The organism is Pantoea sp. Ft-CA_14, from assembly GCF_024520875.1.
GTDB classification, from domain to species: Bacteria; Pseudomonadota; Gammaproteobacteria; order Enterobacterales; family Enterobacteriaceae; genus Pantoea; species Pantoea agglomerans.
In genome coordinates, this window is the sequence record NZ_JALNPM010000005.1 from 259159 (window position 1) to 274370 (window position 15212).

Consider the following 15212-nt stretch of genomic DNA (forward strand, 5'->3'; position numbering starts at 1 on the left):
ACCACTCAAAGCATGGCGCATACCGATGCGCTGTTGGGCTTCGCCGGTTGGAAGCCGTCATAGTACCTTTTCAAGGAGGACTTTCATGAAACTGAAAGCATTGGCTCTGGCCGCAATCATGAGCGCCGGGGCATTGCCTGGCGTACACGCTGATGAGTTACCGAACGGGCCACACGTGGTGACCTCAGGCAAGGCAACGGTCGATGCCCGTCCCGATATCGCCACGCTCTCTATCGTGGTGAACGTGTCGTCAAAAGATGCCGCAGATGCGAAAAAGCAGGCGGATAGCCGGGTTGCACAATATTTCGATTTTCTGCAGAAAAACGGCATTGAGAAGAAAGATATTGATGCGGCAAACCTGAGCACCCAGCCTGAGTACGATTACACCAAAGAGGGTAAATCCGTCCTGAAAGGCTACCGTGCGGTGCGTCAGGTGCAGGTAACCCTGCGTCAGCTGGACAAGCTGAATGATCTGCTGGACGGGGCGCTGAAGTCCGGTCTGAATGAGGTGCGTAGCGTCGAGTTAGGCGTGGCAAATCCGGAGAGTTACAAAGAGCAGGCGCGTAAAGCAGCGATTAAAAATGCGACTCAGCAGGCATCACAGCTGGCTGAAGGCTTTAACGCGAAGCTGGGATCGATCTACAGCATTCGTTATCAGGTCGCTAACTATCAGCCGATGCCGATGAACCGTATGTATAAAGCGGCTGCAGCGGCAGATACCTCGGCGCAGGAGACCTACGATCAGCAGAGCATCAACTTTGACGATCAGGTTGATGTGGTGTTTGAGATCAAGCCCAATACGCCATAGTGCAAAACGGGGCTGATGCCCCGTTAAGACTGCCGATGAATCTCAGGATCTGACCTTGTTCCCTGAGCCAATCCATCCTTACAGCCGTTCGGGGCATAATTTGTCAGCAGTAAAAACGGGGCTTTCGCCCCGTTTTTGTTTTCAGGCTGCGACGTCATCCTGACGCAGTACCCGATGTCCATGCGCAATCAGCGCATCGGTCACCCGACGCATTAACCTGCTTTCCGGCGCAAAACGATGCCAGTAGAGCATCCGGCGCTGACACAAGCCTGGCGTCAGATCTATTAACTCACCGCTCGCCAGCTCACGCTCAATCTGCAGATGCGGGATCATACAGCAGGTCGAACCCTGTCGCGCCATCTGCACAAAGGCTTCAGAGGAGTTCACGATGTGGCAGGGCACACTGCCAGGTGAAAGATCAAAGTTCTGTTGCAGGAAGGCCTGATGCATATCATCAAGATGGTCAAACGCCACCGCAGGCGCTTTCAGCAGGGCAGAGCGGGTGACGCCGTTGGGAAAGAAGCGATCGGCAAAGTCGCGCGATGCCACAAACAGGTAGTCGAGCGCACCGAGCTGATCCACCAGGCAACTGGGCAGCGGCTGCGGCTGAATACTCACCGCACCCACCACTTCACCACGACGCAGACGCTCCTGGGTGCGGGTTTCATCTTCGACCTGCAGATTCAGGCGTACGGGTGAATCTGCCAGCACATCCTTCAGCGCAGGCAGCAGCCAGGTCGCCAGACTGTCGGCATTGACCGCCAGCGAAAGCAGCAGTGGCGTGGTGCCACTGTTCTCATCGCCCAGCCACTCCTCTTCAAGCAGTTCCACCTGGTGCAGCAACGCCAGCAGTTTCTGACCCTGTTCGGTCGGACGTGGTGGCACCGTGCGCACCAGCAGCGGCTGACCAAACAGATTCTCCAGCTGCTTGATACGCTGTGAAACCGCTGACTGGGTGATACATAATTTTTGAGCGGCACGCTCAAATCCGCGTTCGCGGATCACTGAATCCAGCGCCTGAAGCGTTCGATAATCCGGGCGTTTCATTATTCTTCTCTCTCCTTCAGGATGGATGTCACTATGCCACAAAAGTGTCACCTGTGATGGCTCTCTTGTTTTTTGTGGGCTGGCTTCCAAAGCGATAAATCCGCGTCGGTCAGCCGAGCATTTTCAGCAAGCCTTGTTTTATACTACGCGCACTTCGTTGTCGCACAGGTTTTAAACATACCATGACCCAGGATGAACTGAAAAAAGCCGTTGGCTGGGCTGCACTTGAGTACGTGCAGCCGGGCACCGTTGTTGGTGTGGGCACCGGATCCACCGCTGCCCACTTTATCGATGCGCTTGCCACGGTCAGGCATCAGATTGAAGGTGCCGTCTCCAGCTCGGATGCCTCAACCCAGAAGCTGAAGAGCCTGGGTATTCAGGTGTTCGACCTGAACGAGATTGACCTGCTGTCGGTGTATGTAGATGGCGCGGATGAGATCAACCCACAGATGCAGATGATCAAAGGCGGCGGCGCAGCGCTGACGCGCGAAAAGATCGTGGCCGCCGTGGCTGAAACCTTTATCTGTATCGCTGACGCTTCAAAAGAGGTCGATGTGCTGGGCCGTTTCCCGCTGCCGGTCGAGGTGATCCCGATGGCGCGCAGTTATGTGGCGCGTCAGCTGGTGAAAATGGGCGGCTTGCCTGAGTATCGTCAGAACGTGGTCACCGATAACGGCAACATTATTCTCGATGTGCATAATCTGCGCATTCTCGATCCCATTGAGCTGGAAAAAACCATCAACGCCTTGCCTGGCGTCGTGACCGTGGGCCTTTTTGCCGCGCGTGGTGCCGATATTGCACTGATTGGCGGGCCTGATGGCGTGAAAACCATCAAAAAATGATCTGTCCGGCGTCGATGCGGCGTCGGTTATTTCTGCCTGCAAATCATCTTTTCTCGCTGCGGTGAAATTTGGTGACTTATGTCACATAACCGTCATCGGCAGCGGGTTCGTTCTCTCTTCCAGTCCGACCTCCTTATTTTGTCCGGCAATGTGCTGCCGTCAGCCGCTGCCGTGCTGGCGGCCGGGCAATCGTTTGTATTGCCCGACGCGATTTTTTTGATATTTTGACAGAAGGCTGGCTTATGGTAGTCCTCATTGAATGCTGAATAGGATCGGGAAATGGCAAAGGTATCACTGGAAAAAGATAAGATTAAGTTCCTGCTGGTGGAAGGTGTCCATCAGAGCGCGCTGGAGAACCTGCGGGCTGCAGGCTATACCAACATCGAATTCCATAAGGGCGCACTGGATTCCGACGCGTTAAAAGCATCGATCCGTGATGCACACTTTATTGGTATCCGTTCCCGCTCCCAGCTCACTGAAGAGATTTTTGCGGCGGCTGAAAAGCTGGTCGCCGTTGGCTGTTTCTGTATCGGTACCAACCAGGTTGATCTGCAGGCGGCTGCCAGCCGGGGTATTCCCGTGTTCAATGCGCCGTTCTCAAATACCCGCTCGGTTGCGGAGCTGGTGATTGGTGAGATGCTGCTGATGCTGCGTGGCATTCCGGAAGCAAATGCGAAAGCACACCGTGGCATCTGGAATAAGATTGCCAAAGGCTCATTTGAAGCGCGTGGCAAAAAACTGGGTATTATCGGTTACGGCCATATCGGAATGCAGCTGGGCGTGCTGGCAGAAAGCCTGGGTATGCATGTTTTCTTCTACGACATTGAAAACAAGCTGCCGCTGGGTAATGCCACGCAGGTACGCCATCTGGCCGATCTCCTCAACATGAGCGACGTTGTCAGCCTGCACGTGCCGGAAACCGTCTCTACACAGGATATGATTGGTGCAGAGCAGCTGGCGCAGATGAAGCCTGGCGCGCTGCTGATTAACGCCTCACGCGGCACGGTGGTGGATATCCCGGCGCTGTGCGATGCGCTGGCCAGCAAGCATGTGGGTGGCGCAGCCATCGACGTCTTCCCGAGCGAGCCAGCTACCAACAGCGAGCCGTTTATCTCTCCACTGAGTGAGTTCGACAACGTGATCCTGACGCCGCACATTGGCGGCTCGACGGAAGAAGCGCAGGAGAACATCGGCATTGAAGTGGCGGGCAAGCTGGCGAAATACTCCGATAACGGCTCGACTCTTTCGGCTGTTAACTTCCCCGAAGTGTCACTGCCGATTCACGGTATCAGCGCCAGTCGTCTGCTGCATATCCATGAGAACCGCCCTGGCGTGCTGACGGCCATCAACCAGATTTTTGCCGAGCAGGGCATCAACATCGCCGCCCAGTATCTGCAAACCTCGCCGTTTATGGGCTATGTGGTGATCGACATTGATGCAGAGCCGGAAGTGGCCGAGAACGCGCTGCAACTGATGAAGGCGATTCCGGGTACCATCCGCGCCCGTCTGCTTTACTAAGCGCTACCAACCTGAACAGGCGCTTAGTCGCGTCTCTTCAGGTAGTTAATACAGGCTGTCCCGATTTGCTGTAAGACCGAGACTGCGAAGGGAACACGGTCAGATCGGAAAGATGCAAAAGCCGCCATCCATGGCATGCCCGGCCCGCGCGATTACGCACCTCATCCCTGAGGTGCGCCCGTAACCGGGCCAACGCGTGGCGTTGTTTAAAAACGCTCCCGGCGTTTTTATCCGGGCGGCGGGACGCTTTCCTCTTCTGACCATGTTTCCTGCGCGTTAAGCTATTTCATTGCTGCCAGATGCGCCCAGGTATGGGTTTTCACTTGTCTGCAAAAGCGACTCTTCTACTCCCACTGCCAGAGTTTTGATGGCGTCATTACCGCCGGCAAAGGCACATCCCATTCTGCCACCGGCAGGCTATCGACCTGCTGACAATCGTGTGCCAGGCCCACCGGCAAAAAACCGTGCTGCCGCCAGTTCTGCAGGGTGCGATCGTAGAAGCCGCCGCCCATCCCCAGACGCTGTCCATGCTGATCAAACGCCACCAGCGGCACCATCATCAGATCCAGTTGATCAAGGGTGATCACCTGCCGGATATCCAGCGGCGGTTCAGGAATGCGCAGCTTATTTTTGAGCAATGGGGTATCGGGCGAGTAGCGCAGAAACAACAAATTACCGGGGGAGAAGGGGTGTAAAACCGGCAGACAGACCGTCTTCTTCAGATGCCAGAGGCGGGCAATCAGCGGACGGGTATTGAGTTCGCCATCTACCGACAGAAACAGGGCGATATTGCGCGCTTCAGTCACCGGGGCGTAGTTGAGCGCGTGTTCGGCGAGCTGCTCAGCGGCCTGCGTTTGCTGCTCATCGGTAAGTGCCCGTCGCAGATGTCGCACATGCTGGCGAATCGCCTGACGTTGGGTCATTGAAGGTTCAGACATGGAAGGTTCAGACATGATTTCCCCGCCGGATAAGTCGCTGTTGAGCGACTATAACATGTCAGTCAGGGGAAAAAAGCAGGACTACAGGAAGAGAGATCTCCGAGATGCCGCCGTAGGCTGTAACCCTTGAACCCTTGGTTCAAGGTGAACATGCCGTCATAACCATCAGGCTTCTCGGACGAACCGAGCATGCACACAGGTTACGAGCGTCACATTCTGTTTTTTCGAAATATCGGCTCAGGGGACTGGCCCACATGCAAACATCTCAGAGAAAATTTACCTCACCGTTACTTAAGTATAGCAACCATGAAGTTTTATTCGAACTTCGCACCCTCACGCTCAGAGATGCGACCTTGCTCAACTAATGCCTGTTCAATCGTCTGCTGCAACATACGGATACGCTGTTCCATATTAGCAGCATAATCGCGCGTTTTCACTTTCTCTTGCGCCAGCTCGTGGCAGACGTTTAACGCGGCGATGAACACCAGTTGTTCTGTATTGGTGACTCTAGTGCGAACTTTTAGATCTTGCAACCGTTGATTGAGATCTTCAGCCGCGCTATTGAGCGCATCTTGCTGCTCTGGCGGACAATTTACTCTCAACGAACGACCAAAAATTTGTAAATCTACCGGTTGTGCAGACATGCCACCTTCCTGACTGATTACTTCGCTCGCAACTCCCTTAGCAGTCAATGGCTTGGGAGGCGGGCAACTATATAGACCCACGAAATAAGATACAACCCCTTTTCTGGAAACCTTGAGGCAGCTAGTGGTAGCATAACACGAACTTATTCTGCCAACGACGATGAAAACTTATGTCCTTACAGAACGCAACTCCCGATTACAACGCGCTCGCGGCGGTGCTCTCACAGCAGGGTGTTGGAATGACGCCTGCGGAAATGCATGGCCTGCTGAGCGGCATCCTCTGCGGTGGGAACCAGGACACCAGCTGGAAGACGCTGGTACACGATCTGGCTAACGAAGGCATGGCGTTTTCACACACTCTTGCCGTGCCGCTGGCGGAACTACACGAGCATACGGCGACTACGCTGGAAGATGAAGGCTTCCTGTTTCAGCTGCTGCTGCCTGCTGACGACGACATCACTGTATTTGACCGTGCCGATGCGCTGGCGGGCTGGGTTAACCATTTTCTGCTCGGCCTGGGCGTAACACAGCCTAAACTGGATAAAGTCACCGGCGAAACCGGCGAAGCAATCGATGATCTGCGCACCATCGCACAGCTCGGTTACGAAGAAGATGAAGACCAGGAGGAGCTGGAGCAGTCGCTGGAGGAGGTGATTGAGTATGTACGTGTCGCCGCGCTGCTGTGCCACGATACGTTCACCCGCCCGCAGCCAACCGCGCCAGAAGTGCAAAAACCGACGCTACACTAATTTCAGGTCAACGAGTTTAACCGGTCAGTTTACAGGGAGTGCAGAGATGATTTCACTGGAACGATTCCTGCAGCGTCGTCAGGCGCTGCTGGCGAAGATGGTGCCTGGCAGCGCAGCGTTAATCTTTGCTGCGCCAGAAGTGATGCGCAGTAATGACACCGAATATCCGTTCCGCCAGAGCAGCGACTTCTGGTATTTCACCGGTTTTAACGAGCCGCAGGCGTTGCTGGTGCTGATCAAAAGCGATGAGAATCATAACCACAGCGTGTTGTTTAATCGCGTGCGCGATCCTGCGGCGGAAACCTGGTCTGGCCGTCGCCTGGGTCAGGAGGCCGCACCCGACAAACTGGGCGTCGATCGCGCTTTACCCTGGAATGATATTGGTGACCAGCTGCACCTGCTGCTGAATGGCCTGGATGTGGTTTACCATGCGCAGGGCGAATATGCCCACGCGGACACACTGGTGTTCAGCGCGCTGGATAAGCTGCGTCGCGGCTTCCGCCAGCATCTCAGTGCGCCCGATACCCTCACTGACTGGCGTCCCTGGGTGCATGAGATGCGCCTGTTTAAAGATGCGGATGAGATTGAACTGTTACGTCGCGCCGGGAAAATCAGTGCACTGGCGCATACCCGCGCCATGCAAACCTGCCGGCCAGGCCTGTTCGAGTATCAGCTCGAAGGGGAAATTCAGCACGAATTTAACCGTCACGGCGCGCGTTTTCCCTCCTATAACACCATTGTGGGTGCCGGAGTTAACGGCTGCATTCTGCACTACACCGAAAACGAAAGCGAAATGCGCGACGGCGATCTGGTGCTGATCGATGCAGGCTGTGAGTTCCACGGCTATGCAGGCGATATCACCCGCACCTTCCCGGTTAACGGCAAATTCAGCCCGGCGCAGCGCGCGATTTATGACATCGTGCTGGCTTGCCTCAACCGCTCGCTTGAACTGTTCCGGCCGGGCATCAGCATTCGTGAAGTGAATGATGAAGTGGTGCGTATCATGGTCACCGGGCTGGTGGAGCTGGGCATCCTGGAGGGCGACGTCGATACATTGATCGCCGAGGAAGTCCATCGTCAGTTCTATATGCATGGCCTGGGCCACTGGCTGGGACTGGATGTGCATGATGTCGGCCACTACGGCACCCCGAGCCGCGACCGCGTACTGGAGCCCGGCATGGTGTTAACCGTCGAGCCGGGTCTTTATATCGCACCGGATGCCGACGTGCCCGCGCAGTATCGCGGCATTGGTATCCGAATCGAAGATGACATTGTGATCACTGAAGATGGCATTGAAAATCTCACCGACAGCGTCGTGAAAGAGGCGGATGAGATTGAAGCACTGATGGCGGCGGCAAAACAGGCATGACGATTCTGATTGCCGGTGGCGGCATGACCGGGGCGACGCTGGCGATGGCGATCTCCCATCTGACCCAGGGCACACTGCCGGTAACGCTGATAGAGAGCAGCGAGCCTGGCAGTCGGGCGCATCCCGGTTTCGATGGCCGCGCTATTGCGCTCTCTGCCGGTACCTGCCAGCAGCTTGCGGACATCAATCTGTGGCAGCACATCGCCCGTTGTGCCACGCCGATTACCGACATCCATGTCTCCGATCGCGGTCACGCCGGTTTTGTGTCGCTGGCGGCGTCTGACTACGCTATTCCGGCGCTGGGACAGGTTGTCGAGCTGTTTGACGTCGGTCAGCGTCTGTTTGCGGAACTGAAAAAAGCACCCGGCGTAACGCTGCGCTGTCCGGCTCGTGTCATCCAGGCTAACCGCCATGAGCAGCAGGTTGAGGTGACGCTGGACAGTGGCGAACAACTCAGCGGCAAACTGCTGGTGGCGGCGGATGGCACGCGCTCTGCGCTGGCGGCTTCGTGCGGCATTCAGTGGCAAAGAGACGACTATCAACAGCTTGCCGTGATTGCCAATGTCTCCACCGCGCTGCCTCATCAGGGCCGGGCATTTGAACGTTTTACCGAACATGGCCCGCTGGCGCTGTTGCCGATGTCCGGCAATCGCCTGTCGCTGGTCTGGTGTCATCCGGTTTCGCAGCGTGAACGCATTGAGCAGTGGAGCGAGGCCGAATTCCTCAGCCAGCTGCAGCGTGCCTTTGGCTGGCGGCTGGGTAAATTTACCCACACCGGCCAGCGTGAGTATTACCCGCTGGCGCTGCACCGGGCGATGTCGCCAGTGACGCATCGCGTGGCGGTGGTGGGCAATGCGGCGCAGACGCTACATCCGATTGCCGGGCAGGGCTTCAACCTGGGCCTGCGCGATGTGATGTCGCTGGCTGAAACGCTGGCAGCCGCCCATCGGCAGCAGCAGGACCCCGGCAGCTATGCGGTGCTGCATCATTATCAGCAGCGTCGTCAGCCCGACCGCGCCGCCACCATCGGTATCACCGACGGACTGGTTCGCATCTTTGCGAATCACTATGGCCCGCTGGTGGCAGGACGGAACCTGGGCCTGCTGGCGATGGATCATCTGCCGTGGTTAAGAAATCAACTGGCTGAGCGCACGCTTGGCTGGGTTAAGCGTTAATAAAGAGGCTCAGATGCAAACTTTTGATGTGGTGATTGCCGGTGGCGGTATGGTGGGACTGGCGGTGGCCTGCGGCTTGCAGGGCAGCGGACTGCGCATCGCCGTTCTGGAAAAATCACCCGAGCCACCGCTGGCGCTGAGTGCGTCACCGTCAGTTCGCGTGTCGGCAATCAATGCCGCCAGCGAACGGCTGCTGCAGAAGCTGGATGTCTGGTCGACCATTCTCTCGCTGCGCGCCAGCGCTTATCACGGGATGGAAGTGTGGGATAAGGACAGTTTCGGCTCCATCGCCTTTGATGATGAGCAGCAGGGCCTGTCGCATCTGGGACATATCATCGAAAACCCGGTGATCCACAATGCGCTCTGGCAACGTGCCAGCGCCTGCAGCGACGTGACGATTATGGCACCCTCGCAGTTACAGCAGGTCGCGTTTGGTGACAACGAAGCCTTTGTTACCCTGCAGGATGGCAGCATGTTAAGTGCGCGATTAATGATTGCCGCTGACGGCGCTAACTCCTGGCTACGCAACAAAGCCGATATTCCGCTGACCTTCTGGGATTACGATCACCATGCGTTAGTGGCAAACGTCCGCACTGAGAAGCCGCACGACGCAGTAGCGCGCCAGGTGTTCCACGGCGACGGCATTCTGGCTTTCCTGCCGATGCAGGATCCGCATCTCAGTTCCATCGTCTGGTCGCTCTCGCCGCAGGAAGCGAGCCGTCTGGAAACCATGCCGGAAGCGCTGTTCAATCAGCAGCTCTCGGTGGCGTTTGATATGCGGCTCGGCCTGTGCCAGCTGGAAAGCGAGCGCAAATCGTTTCCGCTGGTGGCGCGCTATGCCCGCAACTTCGCGGCACACCGTCTGGCGCTGGTGGGCGATGCGGCTCACACCATTCATCCGCTGGCGGGTCAGGGCGTTAACCTTGGGTTTATGGATGCCGCCGAGCTGATCGGTGAGATTCGCCGTCTGCATCAGCAGGGCAAAGATATTGGTCAGCACCTCTATCTGCGTCGCTATGAGCGCAGCCGTAAGCACAGCGCCGCAATGATGCTGGCGGGAATGCAGGGCTTCCGTGAAATGTTCGCAGGCAATAATCCGGCGAAAAAATTGCTGCGCGACGTGGGTCTGAAACTGGCTGACCGCCTGCCGGGTGTTAAACCCATGATGCTGAAGCAGGCGATGGGGCTGAATGATCTGCCCGCCTGGCTACGCTAAATTAGCCCTTCTGATAAGCCAGCTTCTGCTGGCTTTTTTTACGCCTGACACCGCTCTGCACCACAAAAAGGCAACGCTGCACCAGCACAGGTCTTCGTTTGATTTATTCTAATTTTGCGGGCGAATTCGCATTACTTTTTCTCATTCTTCTGTCCGCTGGGCGCGGGATTTTTTTAACATCCTGAATGCCATCCCGCATAAATTTGCTGCGTATATTTAAATTCCCTGCATTTATTGCGCGATTAATCACAAAATTGCAGTTTTATATCCTGTTGGCAGCCGTTCCTGGTTAGGCTGTGCCTCTGCTTTCGACCCCGGTTTGCTTATGGTTAATCGTCAGATTCGGTGGTAACGTCAGCCCTAAGAGAACGTTTGCGTCGGCACTGAATTCCGGCGCACTTTTGCACTTACTCGCTTCTGCACAGGATGGTTATGACTCAGCAAACACCTCTGTTTGAACAGCATCAGGCCTGCGGTGCCCGCATGGTGGATTTTCATGGCTGGATGATGCCGCTGCACTATGGCTCCCAGATGGATGAACATCATGTGGTGCGCACCGACGCCGGTATGTTTGATGTCTCTCACATGACCATCGTCGACCTGACAGGCCCGCGTACCCGTGAATTCCTGCGCTACCTGCTGGCAAATGATGTGGCAAAACTGACCCAGCCAGGCAAAGCGCTCTACACCGGGATGCTGAATGCCTCGGGTGGCGTCATTGACGATTTGATTGTTTACTTTATGAGCGAAGAGTTCTTCCGCCTGGTGGTGAACTCTGCCACCCGTGAAAACGATCTTGCCTGGATCACGCAACACGCGCAGGGCTATGGCATTACGCTGACGGAACGCGACGACCTGGCGCTGATTGCCGTGCAGGGTCCGCAGGCGCAGCAGAAGGCACAGACGCTATTCAGCGAGGAGCAACGTCAGGCTGTTGCCGGCATGAAGCCATTTTTCGGCGTGCAGGCGGGCGATCTGTTTATCGCCACCACCGGCTATACCGGCGAAGCGGGATATGAGATTGCTATGCCTGCAGAGGAGGCGGCCGATTTCTGGCAGCGTCTGCTGGCTGCTGGCGTTAAACCTGCCGGACTGGGCGCACGCGACACGCTGCGTCTGGAAGCGGGTATGAATCTGTATGGTCAGGAGATGGATGAAGGCGTTTCACCGCTGGCTGCCAACATGGGCTGGACGGTCTGCTGGGAACCTGCTGACCGCGATTTCATCGGCCGGGAAGCGCTGGAACTGCAGCGTGAACGCGGTACCGAAAAGCTGGTGGGGCTGATCCTCACAGAAAAAGGGGTGCTGCGTAACGGCTTGCCGGTGCGTTTCACCGATGACCAGGGGCAGCCGCAGGAGGGGATCATCACCAGTGGCTCTTTCTCTCCGACGCTGGGTTGCAGCATCGCCCTGGCGCGCGTACCGGCCTCAGTCGGCAGCACCGCCATCGTTGAGATCCGTAACCGCCAGATGCCGGTCCAGGTTACCCGTCCCGTTTTTGTCCGCGCCGGTAAACCGGTCGCTCAGTAAATTTTATTCAGGAGAAATGGCCAATGAGCAATGTGCCGAATACGTTGAAGTACCGCGACAGCCACGAGTGGGTGCGCAAAGAAGAAGATGGCAGCTACACCGTGGGTATCACTGAACACGCGCAGGAGCTACTGGGCGACATGGTGTTTGTCGATCTGCCGGAAGTGGGAGCGACGTTTGCCGCCGGTGAAGAGTGCGCGGTCGCGGAATCCGTTAAAGCGGCTTCAGATATCTATGCGCCGATCAGCGGTGAGATTGTGGCGGTCAACGAAGCACTGACTGACTCACCGGAGCAGGTCAACAGCGAGCCTTATGAAGGCGGCTGGTTATTCAAAATCAAAGCCAGCGACGCGTCTGAAATCGACACGCTGCTGGATGCGGATGCTTACAAAGCCTCCATCGACGAGTAGTCGTCAGGCGGCCTCACACAGAGGCCGCAGATTTATGTTTGCTCTCCGGTTCCCCCAGCCCGATTCAGGATTTACTGCTAATGACTCAGACTCTCAGCCAGCTTGAACACAACGGTGCATTCATTGAGCGCCATATCGGTCCTTCACCTGAGCAGCAGGCGCAGATGCTTGACGCTATTGGTGCCCGTTCGCTGGAAGCGTTAATCAGCACGATTGTGCCGGCAGACATTCAGCTGCCAGGCCCGCCAGCGGTTGGCGAAGCCGCCACTGAACAGCAGGCTCTGGCCGAACTGAAAGCGATTGCCAGCCAGAATCTGCGTTACAAATCCTGGATCGGTATGGGATACAGCGCGGTGATCACCCCGCCGGTCATCCTGCGTAATATGCTGGAGAATCCGGGCTGGTACACCGCCTATACCCCGTATCAGCCTGAGGTCTCTCAGGGCCGTCTGGAAGCGCTGCTGAACTTCCAGCAGCTGACGCTGGATCTTACCGGCATGGATATCGCGTCCGCCTCACTACTGGACGAAGCAACCGCTGCCGCTGAAGCGATGGCGATGGCAAAACGCGTCAGTAAGCTCAAAAATGCCAATAAATTCTTCATTGCCGATGATATCCATCCGCAGACGCTGGATGTGGTCCGCACCCGTGCGGAGACGTTCGGTTTCGAACTGATTATTGATAGCGCGGACAAAGCACCCGATCATGACGACCTGTTTGGTGTGCTGCTGCAACAGGTGGGCACCACCGGCGAAGCGCACGATTACAGCGCGCTGATTGCCGGACTGAAAGCCCGCAAAGTGGTGGTCAGCGTGGCGGCGGACTTTATGTCGCTGGTGTTACTGGAAGCGCCAGGCAAACAGGGTGCAGACATTGTCTTTGGTTCAGCTCAGCGCTTCGGCGTGCCAATGGGCTACGGCGGCCCTCACGCGGCCTTCTTCGCCAGCCGCGACGAGCATAAACGCTCTATGCCAGGCCGTATTATTGGTGTTTCACGTGATGCAGCGGGCAACACGGCGCTGCGTATGGCGATGCAGACCCGTGAACAACATATCCGCCGTGAAAAGGCCAACTCCAACATCTGTACGTCGCAGGTGCTGCTGGCAAACATCGCCGGTCTCTATGCGGTGTTCCACGGCCCGGCGGGCCTGAAACGCATTGCCTCACGCATTCATCGCTTCACCAACATTCTGGCGGCTGGGCTGCAACAGGGCGGCCTGAAGCTGCGCCATCAGCACTGGTTCGATACGCTGACGGTGGAGGTGGCGGATAAAGCCGCTGTGCTGAACCGCGCCCTGAGCTTTGGCGTTAACCTGCGTAGCGACATCCATAACGCCGTGGGTATCACGCTGGATGAAACCACCTGCCGCGAAGATATTCTGGCGCTGTTTGCCATTCTGCTGGGTGATGAACACGGTCAGGACCTGGAAAAGCTCGACAGCGAAGTGGCCAGCGAAAGCCACGCGATTCCTGCTGGCCTGCAACGCCACAGTGAGATCCTGACCCATCCGGTGTTCAACCGTCATCACAGCGAAACCGAGATGATGCGCTACATGCACAGCCTGGAGAAAAAGGATCTGGCGCTGAATCAGGCGATGATCCCGCTGGGCTCCTGCACCATGAAGCTCAATGCCGCGGCAGAAATGATCCCGATCACCTGGCCGGAATTTGCGGAGCTGCATCCATTCTGCCCGGCTGAACAGGCTACCGGCTATCTGCAGATGATCGGCCAGCTTTCACAGTGGCTGGTGCAGCTCACCGGCTATGATGCACTCTGTATGCAGCCAAACTCCGGCGCGCAGGGTGAATATGCCGGACTGCTGGCGATCCGCCGCTATCACGAAAGCCGTGGCGAGGGCGATCGTCATCTCTGCCTGATCCCGAGCTCGGCGCACGGTACTAACCCGGCCTCAGCCCAGATGGCGGGCATGGACGTGGTAGTAGTGGCCTGCGATAAACAGGGCAACATCGACCTTGGCGATCTGCGCGAGAAAGCGGCTCAGGCGGGCGACAGGCTCTCCTGCATCATGGTGACTTACCCGTCAACTCATGGCGTTTATGAAGAGACCATCCGCGAAGTGTGCCAGATCGTGCATCAGTATGGCGGTCAGGTCTATCTGGATGGCGCGAACATGAATGCGCAGGTCGGCATCACCACGCCTGGCTATATCGGCGCGGATGTCTCGCACCTGAATCTGCATAAAACCTTCTGCATTCCGCACGGCGGCGGCGGTCCGGGTATGGGACCGATTGGCGTCAAAGCGCACCTGGCCCCGTTTGTGCCGGGACACAGCGTGGTGCAGATTGACGGTGTGCTGACGCAGCAGGGCGCCGTATCCGCAGCGCCGTTTGGCAGTGCATCCATTCTGCCAATCAGCTGGATGTACATTCGCATGATGGGCGCGGAAGGGCTGAAACAGGCCAGCTCGGTCGCGATTCTGAATGCCAACTACATTGCCCGCCGGCTGCAGTCTGCCTATCCGGTGCTCTACACCGGCCGTGACGGTCGTGTGGCGCACGAATGTATTCTCGACATCCGTCCGCTGAAAGAGCAGACCGGCATCAGTGAGCTGGATATTGCTAAGCGCCTGATCGATTACGGATTCCACGCACCAACGATGTCCTTCCCGGTGGCGGGCACCCTGATGGTGGAGCCGACCGAATCGGAGAGCAAAATCGAACTGGATCGCTTTATCGACGCGATGCTGGCGATCCGCATGGAGATTGATCGGGTGACGTCGGGTGAATGGCCGCTGGATGACAATCCACTGGTTAATGCGCCGCATACTCAGCTGGAAATCGTCAGTGAGTGGTCACATCCTTATAGCCGCGAACTGGCAGTCTTCCCGGCGGGCAGCCACAACAAATACTGGCCGACGGTAAAACGTCTGGATGATGTGTTTGGCGACCGTAATCTCTTCTGCTCCTGCGTGCCGATGAGCGACTATCAGTAATTTTCCCGCAGG

Annotated in this window: 13 protein-coding genes and 1 other RNA gene; 10 read left to right on the forward strand and 4 right to left on the reverse strand. The window is 56.8% G+C overall.

What is annotated here, in order from left to right:
- The first annotated feature begins 85 nt into the window (after positions 1 to 85).
- Entirely contained in the window at positions 86 to 808 is a 723-nt protein-coding gene (locus tag NR195_RS10625) for an oxidative stress defense protein (RefSeq protein WP_010248826.1), read from the forward strand.
- Positions 809 to 949: 141 nt separating this feature from the next.
- On the opposite strand, the gene NR195_RS10630 is transcribed toward NR195_RS10625, so the two are convergent.
- On the reverse strand, positions 950 to 1855 hold the full coding sequence (locus tag NR195_RS10630) for a LysR family transcriptional regulator ArgP (protein WP_010248822.1): 906 nt from the start codon (positions 1853 to 1855) through the stop codon (positions 950 to 952).
- Between the two features lie 182 nt (positions 1856 to 2037).
- Between NR195_RS10630 and rpiA the strand changes: the two genes are divergently transcribed.
- A complete protein-coding gene (gene rpiA, locus NR195_RS10635; RefSeq protein WP_010248819.1) occupies positions 2038 to 2697 on the forward strand; it encodes a ribose-5-phosphate isomerase RpiA in 660 nt (219 codons plus the stop codon).
- Positions 2698 to 2976: 279 nt separating this feature from the next.
- Positions 2977 to 4215 (forward strand): phosphoglycerate dehydrogenase, encoded by a 1239-nt coding sequence (gene serA / locus NR195_RS10640; protein WP_010248817.1) that lies wholly within the window; start codon positions 2977 to 2979, stop codon positions 4213 to 4215.
- 344 nt (positions 4216 to 4559) lie between these two features.
- Here the strand turns inward: serA and NR195_RS10645 are convergent, their stop codons facing one another.
- The 3 genes from NR195_RS10645 to zapA form a co-directional block, all read right to left on the reverse strand.
- Positions 4560 to 5153: a 5-formyltetrahydrofolate cyclo-ligase gene (locus tag NR195_RS10645; RefSeq protein WP_010671060.1), complete on the reverse strand. Its 594-nt coding sequence runs from the start codon at positions 5151 to 5153 to the stop codon at positions 4560 to 4562.
- Between the two features lie 92 nt (positions 5154 to 5245).
- Positions 5246 to 5428: non-coding RNA, 6S RNA (gene ssrS / locus NR195_RS10650), on the reverse strand.
- Positions 5429 to 5467: 39 nt separating this feature from the next.
- The gene (gene zapA / locus NR195_RS10655) at positions 5468 to 5797 is read right to left on the reverse strand and encodes a cell division protein ZapA (RefSeq protein WP_008925677.1); all 330 of its coding nucleotides are present in this window, start codon (positions 5795 to 5797) and stop codon (positions 5468 to 5470) included.
- A gap of 170 nt (positions 5798 to 5967) precedes the next feature.
- Between zapA and NR195_RS10660 the strand changes: the two genes are divergently transcribed.
- The 7 genes from NR195_RS10660 (at position 5968) to gcvP (ending at position 15200) form a co-directional block, all read left to right on the forward strand.
- A complete protein-coding gene (locus tag NR195_RS10660) occupies positions 5968 to 6546 on the forward strand; it encodes a YecA family protein (protein WP_022623836.1) in 579 nt (192 codons plus the stop codon).
- 46 nt (positions 6547 to 6592) lie between these two features.
- A complete protein-coding gene (gene pepP, locus NR195_RS10665; RefSeq protein WP_080717682.1) occupies positions 6593 to 7915 on the forward strand; it encodes a Xaa-Pro aminopeptidase in 1323 nt (440 codons plus the stop codon).
- Positions 7912 to 9090: a 2-octaprenyl-6-methoxyphenyl hydroxylase gene (gene ubiH / locus NR195_RS10670; protein WP_060681016.1), complete on the forward strand. Its 1179-nt coding sequence runs from the start codon at positions 7912 to 7914 to the stop codon at positions 9088 to 9090. The genes pepP and ubiH overlap by 4 nt, the downstream gene beginning before the upstream one ends.
- 13 nt (positions 9091 to 9103) lie before the next feature.
- On the forward strand, positions 9104 to 10306 hold the full coding sequence (ubiI, locus tag NR195_RS10675; protein WP_010671056.1) for an FAD-dependent 2-octaprenylphenol hydroxylase: 1203 nt from the start codon (positions 9104 to 9106) through the stop codon (positions 10304 to 10306).
- Between the two features lie 432 nt (positions 10307 to 10738).
- Positions 10739 to 11836: a glycine cleavage system aminomethyltransferase GcvT gene (gene gcvT / locus NR195_RS10680; protein WP_010671055.1), complete on the forward strand. Its 1098-nt coding sequence runs from the start codon at positions 10739 to 10741 to the stop codon at positions 11834 to 11836.
- Positions 11837 to 11859: 23 nt separating this feature from the next.
- Positions 11860 to 12246 (forward strand): glycine cleavage system protein GcvH, encoded by a 387-nt coding sequence (gene gcvH, locus NR195_RS10685; protein WP_010248802.1) that lies wholly within the window; start codon positions 11860 to 11862, stop codon positions 12244 to 12246.
- An 80-nt stretch (positions 12247 to 12326) separates the two neighbouring features.
- On the forward strand, positions 12327 to 15200 hold the full coding sequence (gene gcvP, locus NR195_RS10690) for an aminomethyl-transferring glycine dehydrogenase (protein ID WP_050680494.1): 2874 nt from the start codon (positions 12327 to 12329) through the stop codon (positions 15198 to 15200).
- The last annotated feature ends 12 nt before the right edge of the window (positions 15201 to 15212 follow it).